This window comes from Streptomyces sp. NPDC055013 (assembly GCF_053608645.1).
In genome coordinates this window covers 1-19,307 of the sequence record NZ_JBSGVW010000054.1, presented here as the reverse complement: position 1 = coordinate 19,307, position 19,307 = coordinate 1, and the positions used below count along the sequence as shown (strand labels likewise).

The following is a 19,307-nucleotide window of genomic DNA, read 5'->3' as shown; positions in this document are numbered from 1 at the left end:
GGCGTCACACCTCCGTTCGCAGCAGACGCAGGTAGACCACGGAGAACAACGAGCCCACCACCAGCAGCAGGAGGGCGACCGCCGTGCCGTAACCGATCATGCTTTTCTGGAACGCCTCCTCGTACATGAACAGCGGCAGCGTCTGGCTCTTGCCGCCCGGGCCGCCCCTGGTCATCACCCAGATCAGGCCGAAGACGGACAGCGTCTGGAGGGTGATGAGCATCAGGTTGGTGCCGATGGAACGGCGGATCATCGGGAGGGTGATGTGCCACATGCGGCGCCAGCCGCCGGCGCCGTCGACCTCCGCCGCCTCGGTGATCTCCTTGGGGATCTCGTTCAGCGCCGCCGAGTAGACCAGCATCGAGAACGCGGTGCCGCGCCAGACGTTCGCGAACGACACCGCCAGGATCGGGAGTGTGAACAGCCAGTTCTGGGTGGGGAGATGGAGCCAGTCCAGGACGGCGTTCAGGGTGCCCTCGCGGCGGAAGAAGGCGTAGAGCAGGAAGCCCGCGACGACCTCCGGCAGGACCCACGCCGTGATGACGATGGCGCCCACCAGGGTGCGTACGGGCTTCGACGCGCGCTGCATCAGCGCGGCCAGGGCCAGGCCCAGCGTGTTCTGGCCGAGCAGGGCGGAGATGACGGTGAAGACGAGGGTCAGCCAGACCGCGTTGCGGAACGCCTCGTCGTCGAACGCCGTACGGAAGTTGTCGAAACCGACGAAGGAGTCCTCGGCCTGGCCGGTGAGCTGGAGGTCGGTGAAGGCGATGTAGGCGCAGTAGGCGATGGGACCGGCGAGGAAGAGGACCAGGAGGACGACGGCGGGCGTGACGGGCAGGGCCCGCAGGAACGGCACGTGACGAGGGCGGGCGCCAGGTGCGGCCGGTGCGGGGGCCCGGCCCGGCCTCTTCGCGAGGCCGGGGCCGGTGGCGGTCTTCATGAGCGGTGACTCACTTCTCGATCACCTGGTCGTCCGTCGCGGATTTCAGCTCCTCGTCGTACGACTTGGCCGCGTCTTCGACCGAGGCGTCACCCGTCGTCACGCCCTCCATCGCCTCCTGGATCGCGGTGGACACCTTCGGGTACGCCGGGTAGGCGGGCCGGTAGTGGGTCGACGCGACGAGGTCGGTGAAGAACTTGATGCCTGGCTGTGCGTCGACGTACGCGGGATCGGCCGCGACGTCCTTGCGCACCGCGATGCCCGAGTTGGCGATGTACCACTTCTGGGCGTTCGCCTTGGTCTGCATCGTCTTGACGAACTCGAAGGCCAGGTCGGGGTTGCCCGCCTTGGCCGGGATGGACCAGGTCCAGCCGCCGGACATGCTCACCTTGCCGGGGGCCTGGCCGTTCTGGGTGGGCATGTGGGCGAGCCCCAGTTTCTGCGACCACTCGGGCCATTCGTGGCCGCTGCCCTCCAGCCAGTCCTGCGGGAGCCAGGAGCCGTCGAGGTCGATGCCGAGCTTGCCCTCGGGGAGCAGTTCACCGCGCACGCGGGTACCGAAGTTGGGGTCGAGGGCGTCCGAGACGTCCGGGCCCAGCTTCTCCTTGTACACCGTCTCCACGAACGTGAGGGCGTCCTTGAACCCCTGGCTGCCGGCGATCCACTTCTTGGACGCCTTGTCATAGAGCGGGTCCGTGGTGCCGTCGTTCGTGCCGTAGAGCAGCATCTCGAAGCCCTGCATGGTCGCGGCCTCGCCGGCGGGCTTGCCGGTGTAGACGTTGAGGGGGGTGACACCCGGGACCTTCTTCTTGATCGCTCGGGCGGCTTCGAGGACGTCGTCCCAGGTCTTCGGCTGCCAGTCGGCGGGCAGACCGGCCTTCTTGAAGATGTCCTTGCTGAACCACAGGCCCCGGGTGTCCGTCCCGTCCGGGACGCCGTACGTCTTCCCGTCCTCCCCCTTGGCCGCCGCCTTCGCCGTGTCGATGAACTGGTCCCAGTCCTTCCACTTGGCGAGGTAGGGGTCGAGCGGCTTCAAGTACCCGCTGGTGATGTCCGAGTTGATGAGGAACGTGTCCTCGTAGACCAGGTCCGGGGCGGTCTTGGGGGACCGGAGCATCTGCTGCAGCTTGGTGTAGTACTCCGAGTCCGGGGCCTTGATCGGCACGAACTCGACCTTCTTGCCCGGGTTCGCCTTCTCGAACTGCTTCTTGACGTCCGCGAGGTAGGTGTCCATCACCTTGATGGAGTTGTCCGTGGACTGCTTGAAGGAGACCTTGAGGGTGTCGGGGTCGCTGCCGGAACCCCCGCCACAGGCGGTGAGCGTGCCTGCGGCGGCGAGGGTGAGGGCGAGGAGTGCGGGGAGGGCGGGGCGGGTTCGGCGGGCGGTTCGAGCGGCTCGGACGGGGCGGGCGGTGGGGCGCACGGGCATGACCTCCTGGGGCCTACGTCGTTGTGGCCTGGGGTTGTCTGCCCGGTGAACCTAAGAGGAGTGGTCTAGTCAGGTCAATGAGTGTGCGTGGGATTGGACGGTGGTTCGGGAAGCTGCTTGCGCCGCGGTCACGCCGCTACCGGCCCGACCCCGCCCCCGGAACCCACCGATAGACCAACTCCGGCCTACCCACCTGCCCATAGACCGGCGCCCGCTCGGCCCGCCCCGCCTCCACCAGATGCTCCAGATAACGCCGAGCCGTGATCCGGGAGATCCCCACGGCCTCGGCCACGCCCGCCGCGGTGAGCCCCTCCTCGGCCTCCCGCAGGGCCCCGGTGACCCGCTCCAACGTCGGCCCGCTCAACCCCTTCGGCAACGCCACCGGCCCCGGCGCCCGCAGTGTCGCCAGGGCCCGGTCCACCTCGTCCTGTCCGCTCGCCTCGCCGACCGCCGCATGGAACTCGGCGTAGCGCACCAGGCGGTCCCGGAGCGTGGCGAACGTGAAGGGCTTCAGTACGTACTGCACGACCCCCAGCGACACCCCCTCCCGCACCACGGCGAGATCCCGAGCCGACGTCACCGCGATCACGTCCGCGTGGTGCCCGGCCGCTCGCAGGGACCGCGCCAGCTGCAGCCCGTGCACGTCCGGCAGGTGCAGGTCCAGCAGCAGCAGATCCACCGGAGTACGCTCCAGCGCGCGCCGTGCCTCCGCACCGGTGTGTGCCTTGCCGACCGCGACGAAGCCCGGCACCCGGCCGACGTACATCATGTGCGCGTCCGCCGCGACCGGATCGTCCTCCACGACCAGGACGCGAATCGCCTGCTCGGCCGCCGCCGTCATACGTCACCTCTCGAAACCACCGCATCATCGGAACCCGACCGGGGTTCGGACTGCCGGGATTGCTGAGATCGCCGGGATCGCTGCGCAGGCTCGGCGTCCGGCAGGGCCTCGGCGCGTGACCGACGCTCGCCGTCCGGCTCCGCGCCGGGCAAGGGCTCGGCGGCCCCGGGGGGCTCTGTGCCCGGCTGGGGCCTGCGGTCCGGTTGGGGCTCGGCGTCCAGGTGTGGCTCGGCGCCAGGCAGGTTCTCGCCGTCCGGCGGGGTCTCGGCGCCCCGGGGTGGCTCCGTGTCCGGTTGGGGCTCGGCGTCCAGGTGGGGCTCCGTGCCCCGCAGGGTCTCGCCGTCCGGCAGTGGCTCGGCGCCCGCGGGTGGCTCCGTGTCCGGTTGGGGCTCGGTGTCCAGGTGTGGTTCGGCGCCAGGCAGGTTCTCGCCGTCCGGCGGGGTCTCGGCGCCCCGGGGTGGCTCCGTGTCCGGTTGGGGCTCGGCGTCCAGGTGTGCTTCGGCGCCCGGCAGGGTCTCGCCGACCGGCAGTGGCTCGGCGCCCGCGGGTGGCTCCGTGTCCGGTTGGGGCTCGGCGTCCAGGTGTGGTTCGGCGCCCGGCAGGGTCTCGCCGTCCGGCAGTGGCTCGGCGCCCGCGGGTGGCTCCGTGTCCGGTTGGGGCTCGGTGTCCAGGTGTGGTTCGGCGCCCGGCAGGTTCTCGCCGTCCGGCGGGGTCTCGGTGCCCCCGAGTGGCTCGGGTCGTCCGCCGAGGCCTGCGGGTAGGTGTGGGCGGCGGTCTGCGGCAGGTCCCGGCTGTGGCCCGCCGCGCGGCAGCGGCTCGCCGCTCGGTTGGGGCTCGGCGCCCGGCAGGGTATCGCCGTCAGGCGGGGACTCGGCGCCCCTCAGGTGCTCCGCGCCGGGCACGGGTTCTGCCCCCGGCACGGGCTCCCGCAGGCGCCCCTCGCTCAGCGGCAACCGTGCCTCGAACTCTGCCCCGCCCCCGGCAGCCTCCGTCACCGACAGGGCTCCGTCGTGCCGGTGTACCGCCTGCCGTACCAGGGCCAGTCCCAGCCCGCGGCCCCCCGGCCCCGCCGGCTTCGTCGAGAAGCCGCGTTCGAACACCGCCTCCGCGTGGGCGGGGTCCACCCCGGCCCCCGTGTCGGACACGCGCAGGACCAGCTCTCCGCCCTGCGTGTACGCCGTCACCGTCACTCGTGCCCCCACACTGCCCTGCGCGGCGTCCACCGCGTTGTCGATCAGGTTGCCGAGGATCGTCACCAGATCCCGGGCCGGCAGGGACGGCGGCAGCAGGCGGTCGTCCAGTCGGCTGTCCTGCGAGACGACGAGTTCGACGCCCCGCTCGTTGGCCTGTGCCGTCTTGCCCAGCAGAAGGGCCGCCAGCACCGGTTCGCTGACCGCCGCGACGACCTGGTCCGTGAGTGCCTGCGCCAGCTCCAGCTCGGCCGTCGCGAACTCCACCGCCTCCTCGGCGCGTCCGAGTTCGATCAGCGAGACCACCGTGTGCAGGCGGTTCGCCGCCTCGTGCGCCTGTGACCGCAACGCCTGGGTGAAACCCCGCTCGGAGTCCAACTCGCCCATCAGGGACTGGAGTTCGGTGACATCGCGCAGGGTCACCACCGTGCCGCGGCGCTCACCGCCCGACACCGGTGACGTGTTCACCACCAGCACCCGTTCCGCTGCGAGGTGCACCTCGTCCACCCGCGGCTCGGACGCCAGCAGTGCCCCGGTCAGCGGGGCCGGCAGGCCGAGCTCGGCGACCGACTGCCCCACCACATCACCGGCCACGCCGAGCAGCTCGCGCCCGCCGTCGTTGATCAGCGCCACCCGGTACTGCCCGTCCAGCATCAGCAGCCCCTCACGCACCGCGTGCAGGGCGGCCTGGTGGTAGTCGTGCATATGGCTCAGCTCGGACGCGTTCATGCCGTGGGTGTGGCGGCGCAGCCGGGCATTGATCACATACGTGCCGATCGCCCCCAGCGCCAGCGCGCCCCCCGCCACCCCGAGCAGCGCCGTCAGCTGGTCCTGCACCCGCTTGCTGATCTCCTCGACCCGGATGCCCGCGCTCACCATCCCGACGATCTGCGCGGGCCGGTTCCCCCCGTCGTAGATCGGTACGACCGCCCGGACGGACGGGCCGAGCGTGCCGGTGTACGTCTCCGTGAAGGGCTCGCCGCGCAGGGCGCGCTCCGTGTGGCCGCGGAAGTGCTGCCCGATCTGCTTCTCGTCGGGGTGCGTCCAGCGGATGCCCTCGGGGTTCATGATCGTCACGAAGTCGACCTCTGCATCGCGCTGGACACGGAGCGCGTACGGCTGGAGCTCGGCCGTCGGATCGGCCGTACGAATCGCCTCACCCACGGACGGGGCGTCGGCTATCGACTGCGCCACCGCCATGGCCTGCCGCCCCGCCGCGTCCTCGGCCTGTCCACGGTCACTGACGTACGTGAACACCGCGTACCCGGCGACGAGCACCGCTATCAGCACGGCCTGCATGGCGAACAGCTGGCCGGCCAGGCTGCGGGGTCGGGGGACGGGGAAGCGCATGTCGTCAGTCTGCCCCATGGCCGATTTTGGCCGACCTGCCTGTGGACAAGTGGTTCCCGCGGCCCCAATGCCGTGACTCAATGTGACTCACGTCACTCCATGACGCGGTCTCTGCGGTCAGGTCGTGGACCCCCACGATGATCGAGCCGCGCGAACGCGCGAGCCGCTCCGTCTCCGGGGACAGCGGGATGTCCGGCCGGTGATGGTGGACCTGGCCGCGGCGAACCGTGACCGAGATCCTCCGGCCCTCGATCGAGGCGGTCAGGCCTCGGGTCGGGGCGACGTCCGGCGCCGGCGCGTGCAGCCCACCGCCGAGCCCAGCTCCTTGTGGACCCCCACCGTCCAGAACGGGGCGCCGTCGGAGGCCACGCCGAGCGTCAGGAGGGCCGGCACGGCGAACGTCCCCGCGCGCCACGTCAGATGTGGAATGTCGGAGACCGCCTCCATCGGCCCTTTGTGCCGGCCGGGCGGGCGGCAGCCGACGTGATGCGGCGACGCGTGGGCCGGCTCGCCGTCGGCGTACACGGCGAGCGCGGGCCGCCGCCACCGCACTGCGCGGAACCTGGCCGCGCGTCACCGGGACCGGTCCCGGTGAACTAAATGAACGGAAGGGTGACCGCCCTCACACGACGGGAGATAGTCACCGCATCGCTGAGTACGACCCCGTCTCCCCCCGGGGCTCGCCAGCCGATCAGCGAACCCCCCCACCCCGGACGTGAGCCGCACGCCGGTGATACCGACGAAGACGTCAAGGAGGGCAGCCGTGGCCGCCGCCAGTTCCCCCGACAAGGCACCTGCCGCACCCGTCGCCAAAACCAAACGGGACCGCACGCACTACCTCTACATCGCGGTGATCATCGCGGTTGCCCTCGGTATCGCCGTGGGTCTGGCCGCACCCGACTTCGCGGTCGAGCTGAAGCCCATCGGTACGGGCTTCGTGAACCTGATCAAGATGATGATCTCGCCGATCATCTTCTGCACGATCGTCCTGGGCATCGGCTCGGTACGGAAGGCGGCCAAGGTCGGCGCCGTCGGCGGTATCGCGCTCGTCTACTTCCTGGCGATGTCGCTGGTCGCCCTCGCCATCGGTCTCGTCGTCGGCAACATCCTGGAGCCCGGCACCGGACTCGCGGTCACCGACGCCATCAAGGACGCCGGTCACGCGCAGGTCGACTCCGAGGCCAAGGACACCACCGAGTTCCTGCTCGGCATCATCCCGACCACGATGATCTCCGCGTTCACCTCGGAGTCGGTGCTCCAGACCCTGCTCATCGCGCTGCTCGCCGGTTTCGCGCTCCAGGCCATGGGTTCGGCCGGGGAGCCGATCCTGCGCGGCGTGCAGCACATCCAGCGGCTCGTCTTCCGCATCCTCGCCATGGTGATGTGGGCCGCGCCGATCGGTGCCTTCGGCGCCATCGCCGCCGTCACCGGTTCCGCCGGTGTGGACGCCCTGAAGAGCCTCGCCGTGTTGATGCTCGGCTTCTACGTCACCTGCTTCCTGTTCGTCTTCATCGTGCTCGGCGCGCTGCTGCGGGTCGTCGCCGGCCTCAACATCTTCACGCTCTTCAAGTACCTGGGCCGTGAGTTCCTGCTGATCCTTTCGACCTCCTCCTCCGAGTCGGCGCTGCCGCGCCTCATCGCGAAGATGGAGCACCTCGGCATCAGCAAGCCGGTGGTCGGCATCACCGTCCCGACCGGCTACTCCTTCAACCTCGACGGCACCATGATCTACATGACCATGGCGTCCCTGTTCATCGCCGACGCGATGGGTACGCCGATGTCGATCGGCGAGCAGATCCCGCTGCTGCTCTTCCTGCTGGTCGCCTCCAAGGGCGCCGCGGGTGTCACCGGAGCCGGCCTCGCGACCTTGGCCGGCGGCCTTCAGTCGCACAAGCCCGCCCTGGTGGACGGCATCGGTCTCATCGTCGGCATCGACCGCTTCATGAGCGAGGCCCGCGCCCTGACGAACTTCGCGGGCAACGCGGTGGCGACGGTGCTGATCGGGACGTGGACGAAGGAGATCGACCGCGGGCGGGTCGACGAGGTGCTCGCCGGTCACATTCCGTTCGACGAGGAGACGCTCCTGGACGACGGGCACGGGGGTTCGGTGGATGCCGACGCCGATGCCGCGGCTGTGCCGGGGCAGGGCGGGGAGAAGGAGCTCGCCAAGGCGTGAGCGATTCGGCTCCGCTGGGAGGGCCGATGTGAGCTCGGGGGGTGCTGTTGTCGGCGGGCCGCAGGTCGTCTGTGGCTGGTCGCGTCCACGCGGCGGAGCCGCACATCGAATCAGCCCCGCGCCCCTAGGGGGCCTTCGGCCCCCTCCCCTCTCCGGACGTCCGGCCCCGCCTGAACCGGGGCCGGACGTCCGGCAATTGCGCCGGGCGGCTGAGATGATCCCCCGTCTCTCAGCCGCCCGGTCTCGCTGTTACGGGCGTGCCGTTCAGCCGGGTCAGGTCCTGCGTCCTCAGGGTCAGGTCCGCTGCCGCCGCCGAGTCCCGGATCGTTTCCGGGCGGCTCGCGCCCGGGATCGGGATCACGGCCGGGGACCGTGCCAGCAGCCAGGCCAGGGCCACCTGCTGCGGGCTGACCCCGCGTTCGGCGGCGACGGCGTGGAACGCACCCGGGCGTGCCTCGCCCCCGACCCGTGACGGACCGTCGAGCGAGCTGCGGGAGATGCCGCCCAGCGGGCTCCACGGCAGGAACGCCAGCCCCAGTTCCGCGCACAGACGAAGCTCGGCCTCGCTGTCCCGGACGGCGGGCGAATACCGGTTCTGCACCGAGACCAGACGGTCACCGAGGATCCGGTGGGCCGCGCGGATCTGGTCGACGTCCGTGTTGGAGATGCCGGCCAGACGGATCGTGCCCTCGTCGAGAAGGTCGCGCAGCGCGCCCACCGACTCCTCGAACGGAACCGCCGGATCGGGCTTGTGCAGCTGGTAGAGCCCGATCGCCTCGACGCCGAGCCGCCGCAGCGAGGCCTCGGCGGCCGCCTTGAGGTGGCGGGGGTCGCCGTTCACCGTCCAGCTGCCGTCGGCCGGTCTGCCGCGGCCGCCCTTGGTGGCCACCAGCACGGCGTCCGTGTCGCCGCCGTACGCGGCCAGCGCGCGGGCTGCGAGGAGTTCGTTGTGACCGGGCCCGTCGCCCGGCAGATGGTACGAGTCGGCCGTGTCCAGCAGCGTCACCCCCGAGTCCAGGGCGGCGTGCACGGTCGCCACGGCGCGCTTCTCGTCGGGGCGGCCCTCGATGGACAGTGGCATCAGGCCGAGGCCGATCGCGCTCACGCGCTGGGAGCCGAGCGTGCGGTGGAGCATCTCAGTCGACGTCCTTTCCGAGGGTCTCGGCGACGGCCTCGGGAAGCCACTGCCGGGCGTGTGTGAAGCGGAAACCGAGCCGGGTGGCACGGGAGTTGTCCATGCCGTAGGCGCGGGTGAAGGAGAACGGGGAGACCTCGCCGACCTCGACGCGCTGGAAGACGGCCTGGCCGTTCGGGAGGTGCGCGGCGATGGCGGCGCACACCTCCTCGGTGGTCAGCAGGCCGTGGGAGGCGGCGTTGACCGGGCCGGTGAAGTCCTGGCCGACCGCCCAGAACAGGAAGTCGGCGATCTCCTCGACATGGATGTAGGTCGCCGGGTGATTCACCACCGGCACGGCGATCGGTGTGCCGCTGCGGATGCGGCTCGCGTAGTGGGTCATACGGCCCGTGAAGTCGTCGTCCCCGCCCAGCACATGGGCGACCCGCACCGCCGCGCAGGGGAAGGCCGGGTCGGCGGCGAACACCGCTTCCGCCTGCCGCTTGCCCTCGCCGTAGTGGGCGTCGAGGAACTCCGGCTCGTCCCAGGGGAGTTCGAGGTCCACGGCCACATTCAGCGCGTCCACGTCCGGCTCGCGCACGGGAGCGATCGAGTCCTCGTACTCGTACACCTCGACCGTCGACGTCAGTACGTAGCGACGCGTGCGGCCGGTGAGGACCCGGCGGGCGATCTCGGCCTGGCGCGGCGTGTAGCAGACCTGGTCGACCACGGCGTCGAACGTCCGCGAACCCAGGGCCGTCGTCAGGGACTTCTCGTCGTTCCGGTCGGCGACGAGGTGAACCGCGCCCGGGGGCGGCGCCGACGAGCCGCGATTGAGAACCGTCACCCGGTCCCCGGCGGCCAGCAGCCGCGCGATCAGCCGCTTGCCGAAATAGCGGTTGCCGCCGATGACCAGTACCTCTCGTGCCTGTCGCATGACCATAATTCTCCTGGCCCTGCACCGCGTCCTGAAGGGGAAGACATGGGAGATCAGGCCGCCGCGCCGAAAGAACCGCGGCATCTGCGCCCAGCCGCCAACGAAACATCGGTGGCCTTCGACGCCCTGGACCGGCAGATCCTCGAACTGCTCCAGACCGACGGCCGGATCAAGCTGAGCGAGCTGGGCCGCCGGGTGCGCCTCAGCCCGGCAGCCGTCACCGAGCGCGTACGGCGGCTGGAGGCGGCGGGCGCGATCACCGGGTACGGCGCCCATGTCGCCGCCGCCCGGCTCGGCTACGGCATCCAGGCCTTCATCCGGGTCAACCCGCACGGCGGCTACACCCTCAGACATCCCCGCACCCTGGAACTGCTGGACCGCCCGGAGATCACCGAGGTCCACCACGTCGTCGGCGAGGACTGCTGGATCCTCAAGGTCGCCGTCGAGGACACCGCCCACCTGGAGGAGATCCTCGAACAGACCTCGGCGCTGGGCCGTACGACGACGTCGATCGTGCTGTCCTCCCCGGTGCGCAGAAAGCCTCTCCTGCCACGGTTGCCCTGACGTCGGCGTCAAGGATTACGTTCGTACGCATGCGAATCGGCGAGCTGGCCGCGCGGGCCGGGACCACGACGCGCACGTTGCGCTACTACGAGTCGCGTGGGCTGCTGCCCGCACGACGGGGCGGTAACGGGTATCGGACGTACGACGAGAACGACCTGCAGCTGCTGCGGCAGATCAGGACGTTGCAGGACTTCGGGTTCGACCTGGAGGAGACCCGGCCCTTCGTGGAGTGTCTGCGGGCCGGGCACCCGGAGGGTGACTCGTGTCCCGCCTCGCTCGCGGTCTACCGGCGCAAGCTGGACGACCTCGACGCGCTGATCGGCGAGTTGCAGGCCGTGCGGGCCAAGATCGGGCTGCGGCTGGCGATGGCCGAGGGGGAACCACCGTTGTGCGAACTGGGAGGGCAGGAGCTGTGATCAAGGCGGCAGGTGTGGCCGAGGTGACGGACGCGGACTTCGAGGCGGAGGTGATCGGGGCGGAGCTGCCGGTGCTGGTGGAGTTCACCGCGGACTGGTGCCCGCCGTGCCGGCAGATGGGGCCGGTGCTCGCGGCCCTCGCCAGGGAGGAGGGCGACCGGCTGAAGGTGGTCCAGCTGGACGTGGACACCAACCCCGGGACCACCAACGCGTACAAGGTGCTGTCGATGCCGACGTTCATGGTCTTCCGGGGCGGTGAGCCCGTGAAGGCGATGGTGGGTGCCCGGCCCAAGCGGCGGCTGCTGGAGGAGCTGTCCGACGTGTTCGACGCGGACTGACCTCACGAACTGACCGCGCCCCATACGAAAGAAATCCCCCGAGCAATTGCGCTCGGGGGATTTCTTTCGTATATTCAATGGTTCGCGACTTCAGTGGAATTGAGTCGCGGAGAAGTTCAGTGAGCACAGTATATCCGGGCGGGAGCTGAATTGTCAAACACCGAATTCCAAGACGGTGAAATGCGGCGGGAGCAGGAATTCATCGACGGCCTGTACGCGCGCGTGGACCTGCTGCGCGGCGACACCGAGGACTCCGTCACGGACGCGCTCGGGCAGGGCAACACGCCGATGCAGGCCCGCCTGGAGCGGGACATCCTCGTCGCCGAGCGCTCGGGGCTGCTCGCCGCGCTGAACGCCGTGGACGGTTCGCTCTGCTTCGGCCGGATCGACCTGGCCTCGGGCACCACCCACCACATCGGCCGGATCGGCCTGCGCACCGACGACGCCGAGCGCACGCCGATCCTCATCGACTGGCGGGCCGACGTCGCCCGCCCCTTCTACCTGGCCACCGGCCACACCCCGATGGGGCTCAGGCGCCGCCGGCACATCACCACCGACGGCCGTACGGTCTCCGCCCTGCACGACGAGATCCTCGACCTGGGGGACCGGGAGCGGACCGGCCACGAGGACCCGACCGGCGACGCCGTCCTGCTCGCCGCGCTCAACACCGCGCGCACCGGCCGTATGAACGACATCGTGCAGACCATCCAGGCCGAACAGGACGAGATCATCCGGGCGCCGCACCGCGGCGTGCTGGTGGTGGAGGGCGGCCCGGGCACCGGCAAGACGGCCGTCGCCCTGCACCGAGCCGCCTACCTTCTCTACGAACACCGCGAGCTGCTCGCCAAGCGCGCCGTCCTGATCGTCGGCCCCAACCCCGCGTTCCTCGGCTACATCGGCGAGGTCCTGCCCTCGCTGGGTGAGACGGGCGTCCTGCTGGCCACCGTCGGTGAACTGTTCCCCGGCGTGAAGGCGACGGCTGCCGACACCCGGGAGGCGGCCGCGGTGAAGGGACGCGCCGGTATGGCGGACGTGCTCGCCGAGGTCGTACGGGACTGGCAGGCGCTGCCCGATCCGGTGATCGCGATCGAGCACGACCGCGAGATCCTGATGCTCGACGACGGCCTGGTGAAGGTGGCGCGTGAGAAGGCCCGTGCGGCGCAACTGCCGCACAACGCGGCGCGGGAGCACTTCGAGGGCCACATCCTCAACACCCTCACCGAGTTGTACGCCGAGCGGGTCGGGACGGACCCCTTCGACGGTACGAATCTGCTGGACCCGAGCGACATCACCCAGATCCGTGACGACATCGCCGAGAACCCGGAAGTCTGGGCCGCCATCGACCAGCTGTGGCCGCGGCTGACCCCGCAGCGACTGATCGCGGACTTCCTCGCCGACCCCATCGGCTACCTGCCCGACGAGGACGCGGACGCGATCCGCCGGCCCGTGACCCGGGCGTGGACGGTGGCGGACGTGCCGCTGCTGGACGAGGCCGCCGAACTGCTCGGCGAGGACGACCGGGTGAAGCGGGCGCTGGCCGAGCGGGAGCGGGAGACGCAGGTCGCCTACGCCCAGGGCGTGCTGGACGTCTCGTACGCCTCGCGCACCTACGAGTTCGAGGACAAGGACGAGGAGGACTCCGAGGTCCTGTCCGCGCACGACATCATCGACGCCGAGCGGTTCGCCGAACGCCACGAGGAGGACGACCACCGCAGCGCCGCCGAACGCGCGGCGGCCGACCGGACCTGGGCGTTCGGGCACATCATCGTCGACGAGGCGCAGGAGTTGTCGCCGATGGCCTGGCGGCTGCTGATGCGGCGCAGCCCGACCCGCTCGATGACCCTGGTCGGCGATCCGGCCCAGACGGCCGAGGCGGCGGGCGTCGGCTCGTGGCAGAAGATCCTCCAGCTCTACGTCGAGGACCGCTGGGAGCACACCCGCCTCGGCGTCAACTACCGCACGCCCGCCGAGATCATGGACGTCGCGGCGGCCGTGGTCCGTGCCGAGAACCCCGGCTTCGAGCCGCCGAGCTCGGTCCGTTCCACAGGGGTACGGCCCTGGGTGCGCGCGACCGACGACCTGCCGGACGCCGTCGCCAAGGCGGTCGGGGAGCTGACCCCCGCCGAGGGCCGGCTCGCGGTCATCGCCCCACGCCATCTGCACCGCAGGCTGGCGGCCCGCCTGGACGGGGTGACGGCCGGCGCGGAGCCCGACCTCACGCAGACCGTCGTACTCCTCGACCCGCGTCAGTCCAAGGGCCTGGAGTTCGACTCCGTGCTGGTGGTGGAGCCGGGGCTGTACGGCACGAGCGACCTGTACGTGGCGCTCACCCGGGCCACTCAGCGGCTGGGGGTGCTGCACACGGGTTCGCTGCCGCTGGGCCTGGCCGAGGGCTTGTCGGCGTCGGGGTGACGGCACGCGCTCGCGCCGTGGCCGCCGGGGCGGACTGCGCGACCAACCGCCGCCGGGGGCTGGTCGCGCAGTTCCCCGCGCCCCTGAGGGGCGCTGCCGTCTAGGCCGGCCGCAGCCAGACCGTCGCCAGCGGTGGCAGCGTCAGCCGGATGCTCGCCGGTCGGCCGTGCCAGCTCTGCGGCTCCGGTTTGACCGGGTCGGGGTTGGTGACGTCGCTGCCGCCGTACCTCGCCGCGTCGGTGTTCACCGTCTCGTGCCAGGCCGGGACGTCGTCCGGGACGCCCAGGCGGTACTCGTCGCGGACGACCGGTGACATGTTCGACACCGCCAGCAGCGGCACGCCCTCCGCGTCGTAGCGCAGGAACGCGAGCACGTTGTCGTCGGCGGCGTCACCCACCACCCACTGGAACCCGGCCGGGTCGGTGTCCCGCTGCCACAGGGCCGGCGTGTGCCGGTAGACCGTGTTCAGGTCGCGGACCAGATCCCGCACCCCGCGGTGGTCGGGCTCCGCCCCGTACGCCGGATCCAGCAGCCACCAGTCCGGCCCGTGCGCCTCCGACCACTCCGCCCCTTGCGCGAACTCCTGCCCCATGAAGAGCAGTTGCTTGCCCGGGTGGGCCCACATGAACCCGAGGTAGGCGCGCTGGTTGGCCCGCTGCTGCCACCAGTCGCCCGGCATCTTCGACACCAGCGACCGCTTGCCGTGCACGACCTCGTCGTGGGAGATGGGGAGCACGTAGTTCTCGCTGTAGGCGTACACCATCGAGAACGTCATCTCGTTGTGGTGGTACTTGCGGTGGACGGGCTCCTTCGCCATGTACTCCAGCGAGTCGTGCATCCAGCCCATGTTCCACTTCAGCCCGAAGCCGAGCCCCCCGAACCCACCCGGGCCCGCCACGTGCGTCGGGCGCGTCACGCCGTCCCAGGCCGTGGACTCCTCCGCGATCGTCACGACCCCCGGCACCCGCCGGTACACCGTCGCGTTCATCTCCTGCAGGAACGCCACCGCGTCCAGGTTCTCCCGCCCGCCGTGCTCGTTCGGGACCCACTGCCCCGGCTCACGCGAGTAGTCGAGGTAGAGCATGGAGGCGACGGCGTCCACCCGGAGCCCGTCGATGTGGAACTCCTCGCACCAGTACGTGGCGTTGGCGACCAAAAAGTTGCGCACCTCGCGCCGGCCGAAGTCGAACTCCAGGGTGCCCCAGTCGGGGTGGGCGGACCGCAGCGGATCCTCGTGCTCGTACAGCGCACGCCCGTCGAACTCGGCGAGCGCCCAGTCGTCGCGCGGGAAGTGCGCCGGCACCCAGTCCATCAGGACACCGATGCCGGCCTGGTGCAGGCAGTCCACCAGGTACTTGAAGTCGTCGGGGGTGCCGAGCCGGGCCGTGGGCGCGTAGAAGCCGGTGACCTGGTAGCCCCAGGAGCCGCCGAAGGGGTGCTCGGCGACCGGCATCAGCTCGACGTGGGTGAAGCCCAGGTCCTTGACGTAAGCGGGTAGCTGCTCGGCGAGTTGCCGGTAGGTCAGCCCCGGCCGCCAGGACGCCAGGTGGACCTCGTAGACCGAGAACGGCGCCTCGTGCGTCGGAACCGACCCGCGCCGCGCCAGCCACTGCGCGTCGCCCCACTCGTGCCGCGAGGCGTGCACGATCGACGACGTGTTGGGCGGGGCCTCCGTCCGGCGGGCCATGGGGTCGGCGCGCAGCGTCTTCGAGCCGTCGGGCCGGGTGATCTCGAACTTGTACAGCTCGCCCTCGCCGATGCCGGGTACGAACAGCTCCCAGACCCCGGTGCCGCCGAGCGAGCGCAACGGATGACCCGTGCCGTCCCAGAAGTTGAACGTGCCCGCCAGCGACACGCCCTGGGCGTTCGGCGCCCACACCGTGAACCGGGTTCCGGTCACGCCCTGGTGCGTCATCGGCTCGGCGCCGAGCGCCTTCCACAGCTCTTCGTGCCGGCCCTCGCCGATCAGATGCAGGTCGAGCTCGCCCAGTGCGGGCAGGAAACGGTACGCGTCCTCGGTCTCCTGCACCGAGCCCTCGTATCCCACCAGGAACTGGTAGCCCGCCGGCACCTCCAGCAGGGGCAGCAGCCCCGAGAAGAAGCCCTCCCCGTCGTCGTGCAGCTCGGCCCGCAGACTGCCCACGACGACCGTCACCGACAGGGCGAACGGCCTGAAAGCCCGGAAGGCGACACCGCCGGGCACCGGATGCGCGCCGAGGACGGAGTGCGGGGCGTGGTGGGTGCCGTTGAGGAGGCGGTCGCGGTCGGCCGCGTCGAGGGCGGGGGACACGGCCACGTCCGCGGGGGCGGCCGGGAGTTCGACCGGGACCGCTTTTTGGGCCGGGATCTTCTTGGGCGTCGTCTTCTGCGCGGGGATCTTCTTGGCGGAGGCCTTCTTCGCGGCCGTCTTCTTCGCGGTGTCCGTGCTCTTGGCGGCGGTGGTCTTCGCGCCCGCCTTCTTGGCCACGGCTTTCTTGGCGGCGGCCTTCTTCGCCGGTGCTTTCTTGGCGGCCGTCTTCTTTGCCGGGGCTTTCTTCGCGGCCGTCTTCTTCGCCGCGTCCGCCTTCGCGGTCGCGGCCTTCTTCGTCGTCCCCTTCCTCATGGCGTCCGCGGCCTTCTCGGCGGCCTTGGCCGTCTTCGCGGTCGCCTTCTTCGCGACGCTCGTCTTCTCGGCGGCCTGCTCCTGGGCCTTCTCCACGGCCGGCTTCTCAGCCGTCTTGCTTGAATCCGAACCGCTGGAGGGAGTGGTGCGGGGGGTCACGGGCGGGGCCTCCTAGGCGCAGGTGGGGATGAGGGGATGGAGGGGGTGGCGGGGAAGGCGGGGGACGCGGTGTCGGCTCCGGCGGCCAGCCGGCTTATGGCGGACAGCGGTACCGGGAGCCAGTCGGGGCGGTGGCGGGCCTCGTAGACGACCTCGTAGATCGCCTTGTCGGTCTCGTACGCACGCAGCAGCACCGGATCGGTCCGCGGATCGGCGCCGCCGACCTGTGCGTATCCGGAGCAGTAGGCGGCCCGGCAGGTGTCGGCCCAGCCCGGTACCGGCGGTTCGGCCGAGTGGGCCGCGTAGTCGAAGGAACGCAGCATGCCCGCGACGTCCCGCACCGGCGGCTGCGGCATCCGCCGTTCGGCCAGCGGCTTCGACGGCTCGCCCTCGAAGTCGATCAGCCACCACTGCCCGTCGGGTGAACGCAGGCACTGCCCGAGGTGCAGGTCGCCGTGGATGCGCTGGGCGGTCCAGGTGCAGCCCTCGGCGGCGAGGCCGGCCAGCGCCTCGAAGGCGGAGCGCAGGCCGGGCGCGTACGGCCGCAGCGCCGGCACCGCCTGCGCGGCCGCGTCGAGCCGCTCGACCATGCCGTCGACCAGCTGCTGCACCTGCGTGCGCCCGAGGGTCACGGTCGGCAGCGTGCGGGCCAGCGCCGTGTGGACCTCGGCGGTCGCGCGCCCGAGCGCCCGTGCCGCGGACGCGAAGTCCTCGCCCTTGGCCAGCTCGCGCAGCGCCAGCTCCCAGCCGTCCGCGGCGCCCTGCACGAAGGGCTGCAGCACGCCCAGCACATACGCCTCGTCCGCCGTTGCCGCCCCGGCGGGTGTCAGCTCCGCCCTGATCCACGCCGTCGGCGCGGGCACCCGGTCGCAGCCCTCGCGGGCCAGCGCCAAGGGAAGCTCCAGGTCGGGGTTGACGCCGGGCACGACCCGGCGCAGCAGCTTCAGGATGAACGTATCGCCGTAGACGACCGACGAGTTCGACTGTTCGGAGGTGACCAGGCGCGGCACCAGACCGGACCGGATCTCCTGGCTGTCGTCCCGCTCGAAGCGCAGGCCGCCGATCCGGGCTCCGGTGCGCAGCGCCTCGAGGAGCAGCTCGGTGGGACGGGTGTCGTAAAGGGCGTCGTACACCGTGCGTCCGGCGAGCGGGCCGTCGGCCACGTGTCCGATCAGCGCGGGCGCCAGCCGGGGTGGCAGGGCCTCGCGCTCGCCTATCAACAGCTGGTAGCAGTCGGCGGGCTGCTCGGGTGCGCCCGGCACCGGCGCGATGGCCTGATGCGCGCGCACGAGCAGGTGGTACAGGCCCAGCTTGCCGCCGGGCGGGAGCAGTTCGGTGGCCGCCACCAGTGAGAACCCGGTGACCGGACGGCCCTTGCCCGCGAACCAGCGCTGCCGTGGCAGCCACTCCCGCAGCAGGGGATCCAGCGAGGCGAGGAGACCTGGTGAGGTCGTGAGGGTGCGGGTGACGGCTTTCGACATGGCGTCACGTCCTTTCCCCGGGCCGGGCGGGGTGGTTACTGATGCGTGCCCCGGGCGGGGCGGGAGAAACCGCCCCGCCCGGGCTCTCAGGCGGCGTCCTTGCGCAACCGGAACCAGTAGAAGCCGTGGCCTCCGAGGGTCAGCAAGTACGGCAGTTCACCGATGGCCGGGAATCGCACCCCGCCGAACAGCTCGACCGGATGCCGCCCGTTGAACCTGCGCAGATCCAGCTCCGTCGGCTGCGCGAACCGCGAGAAGTTGTTCACGCACAGCACGAGATCGTCCTCGTATTCGCGCAGGAAGGCGATCACGGCCGGATTCGACGACTGGAGTTCCGTGTAGGAGCCGAGCCCGAAGGCCGGGTTCTGCTTGCGGATCTCGATCATGCGACGGGTCCAGTGCAGGAGAGAGGACGGCGAGGACATGGACGCCTCGACATTCGTCACCTGGTAGCCGTGGACCGGGTCCATGATGGTCGGCAGATACAGCCGTCCCGGGTCGCACGAGGAGAATCCCGCGTTGCGGTCCGGCGTCCACTGCATGGGAGTCCGTACGGCGTCGCGGTCGCCGAGCCAGATGTTGTCGCCCATCCCGATCTCGTCGCCGTAGTACAGAATCGGCGATCCGGGGAGCGACAGCAGCAGGGCGGTGAACAGCTCGATCTGGTTGCGGTCGTTGTCCAGCAGGGGCGCCAGTCGACGCCGGATTCCGATGTTGGCGCGCATGCGGGGGTCCTTGGCGTACTCCGCCCACATGTAGTCGCGTTCCTCGTCGGTGACCATTTCCAGGGTCAGCTCGTCGTGGTTGCGCAGGAAGATGCCCCACTGGCAGCCGGAGGGGATGGCCGGGGTCTTGGCGAGGATTTCCGAGACCGGATAGCGGGATTCCCGTCGCACCGCCATGAAGATCCGCGGCATCACCGGGAAATGGAACGCCATATGGCACTCGTCGCCGCCGCCGGCGTAGTCGCCGAAATAGTCGACGACGTCCTCCGGCCACTGGTTCGCCTCCGCGAGCAGCACTGTGTCCGGGTAGTGCGCGTCGATCTCCTTCCGTACCCGCTTGAGGAGCTCGTGCGTCGCGGGAAGGTTCTCGCAGTTCGTGCCCTCCTCCGCGTACAGATAAGGAACCGCGTCCAGCCGGAAACCGTCGATTCCCAGGTCCAGCCAGAACTTCAGCGCCGAGAGGATCTCCTCCTGGACGGCCGGGTTCTCGTAGTTCAGGTCGGGCTGGTGGGAGAAGAAGCGGTGGAAGAAGTACTGCTTGCGGACCGGGTCGAAGGTCCAGTTGGAGGCCTCGGTGTCGACGAAGATGATGCGGGCGTCGGCGTACTGCTTGTCGTCGTCGGCCCACATGTA

General features: G+C 70.6%; 14 protein-coding genes and 1 pseudogene. 5 read left to right on the top strand and 10 right to left on the bottom strand.

Going from position 1 to position 19,307, the window contains the following annotated elements; translation table 11 throughout:
• Positions 1-4: 4 nt before the first annotated feature.
• The 5 genes and pseudogenes from ACWGDB_RS39195 to ACWGDB_RS39175 all read right to left on the bottom strand — a co-directional run bounded on the left by ACWGDB_RS39195 (position 5) and on the right by ACWGDB_RS39175 (position 6,302).
• A complete protein-coding gene (locus tag ACWGDB_RS39195; protein ID WP_453826831.1) occupies positions 5-940 on the bottom strand; it encodes a carbohydrate ABC transporter permease in 936 nt (311 codons plus the stop codon).
• A 10-nt stretch (positions 941-950) separates the two neighbouring features.
• Complete coding sequence (locus ACWGDB_RS39190) at positions 951-2,369, bottom strand: extracellular solute-binding protein (RefSeq protein WP_453826830.1); 1,419 nt, start codon at positions 2,367-2,369, stop codon at positions 951-953.
• A 136-nt stretch (positions 2,370-2,505) separates the two neighbouring features.
• A complete protein-coding gene (locus ACWGDB_RS39185; protein WP_453826829.1) occupies positions 2,506-3,210 on the bottom strand; it encodes a response regulator in 705 nt (234 codons plus the stop codon).
• A gap of 908 nt (positions 3,211-4,118) precedes the next feature.
• A pseudogene (locus ACWGDB_RS39180) lies at positions 4,119-5,750 on the bottom strand (sensor histidine kinase); the annotation flags it as partial.
• Positions 5,751-6,011: 261 nt separating this feature from the next.
• Positions 6,012-6,302, bottom strand: coding sequence for a hypothetical protein (locus tag ACWGDB_RS39175; RefSeq protein WP_453826828.1), 291 nt, complete (start codon positions 6,300-6,302; stop codon positions 6,012-6,014).
• Positions 6,303-6,513: 211 nt separating this feature from the next.
• Here ACWGDB_RS39175 and ACWGDB_RS39170 point away from each other — a divergent pair, with 211 nt between their 5' ends.
• The gene (locus ACWGDB_RS39170; protein ID WP_453826827.1) at positions 6,514-7,926 is read left to right on the top strand and encodes a cation:dicarboxylate symporter family transporter; all 1,413 of its coding nucleotides are present in this window, start codon (positions 6,514-6,516) and stop codon (positions 7,924-7,926) included.
• A 229-nt stretch (positions 7,927-8,155) separates the two neighbouring features.
• Here ACWGDB_RS39170 and ACWGDB_RS39165 read toward each other — a convergent pair whose 3' ends face one another.
• Both ACWGDB_RS39165 and ACWGDB_RS39160 read right to left on the bottom strand, forming a co-directional pair.
• Positions 8,156-9,061 (bottom strand): aldo/keto reductase, encoded by a 906-nt coding sequence (locus tag ACWGDB_RS39165; protein WP_453826826.1) that lies wholly within the window; start codon positions 9,059-9,061, stop codon positions 8,156-8,158.
• A 1-nt stretch (position 9,062) separates the two neighbouring features.
• Positions 9,063-9,977 (bottom strand): NAD-dependent epimerase/dehydratase family protein, encoded by a 915-nt coding sequence (locus tag ACWGDB_RS39160; RefSeq protein ID WP_453826825.1) that lies wholly within the window; start codon positions 9,975-9,977, stop codon positions 9,063-9,065.
• A gap of 45 nt (positions 9,978-10,022) precedes the next feature.
• On the opposite strand from ACWGDB_RS39160, the gene ACWGDB_RS39155 reads away from it, so the two are divergent.
• The 4 genes from ACWGDB_RS39155 (at position 10,023) to ACWGDB_RS39140 (ending at position 13,707) form a co-directional block, all read left to right on the top strand.
• On the top strand, positions 10,023-10,541 hold the full coding sequence (locus ACWGDB_RS39155; RefSeq protein WP_383628645.1) for an Lrp/AsnC family transcriptional regulator: 519 nt from the start codon (positions 10,023-10,025) through the stop codon (positions 10,539-10,541).
• Positions 10,542-10,570: 29 nt separating this feature from the next.
• Positions 10,571-10,957, top strand: a complete 387-nt coding sequence (locus tag ACWGDB_RS39150) for a MerR family transcriptional regulator (protein WP_453826824.1) — start codon at positions 10,571-10,573, stop codon at positions 10,955-10,957.
• Between the two features lie 14 nt (positions 10,958-10,971).
• On the top strand, positions 10,972-11,295 hold the full coding sequence (locus ACWGDB_RS39145; protein WP_453826859.1) for a thioredoxin family protein: 324 nt from the start codon (positions 10,972-10,974) through the stop codon (positions 11,293-11,295).
• A gap of 180 nt (positions 11,296-11,475) precedes the next feature.
• Positions 11,476-13,707: a HelD family protein gene (locus ACWGDB_RS39140; RefSeq protein ID WP_453826858.1), complete on the top strand. Its 2,232-nt coding sequence runs from the start codon at positions 11,476-11,478 to the stop codon at positions 13,705-13,707.
• A 100-nt stretch (positions 13,708-13,807) separates the two neighbouring features.
• On the opposite strand, the gene glgB is transcribed toward ACWGDB_RS39140, so the two are convergent.
• The 3 genes from glgB to treS all read right to left on the bottom strand — a co-directional run.
• Positions 13,808-16,468: a 1,4-alpha-glucan branching enzyme gene (glgB, locus tag ACWGDB_RS39135; RefSeq protein WP_453826823.1), complete on the bottom strand. Its 2,661-nt coding sequence runs from the start codon at positions 16,466-16,468 to the stop codon at positions 13,808-13,810.
• Entirely contained in the window at positions 16,465-17,949 is a 1,485-nt protein-coding gene (locus tag ACWGDB_RS39130; RefSeq protein WP_453826822.1) for a maltokinase N-terminal cap-like domain-containing protein, read from the bottom strand. The genes glgB and ACWGDB_RS39130 overlap by 4 nt, the downstream gene beginning before the upstream one ends.
• 86 nt (positions 17,950-18,035) lie before the next feature.
• Positions 18,036-19,307, bottom strand: a 1,272-nt coding sequence (gene treS / locus ACWGDB_RS39125) for a maltose alpha-D-glucosyltransferase (protein WP_453826821.1), incomplete at its 5' end; no start/stop codon positions are given.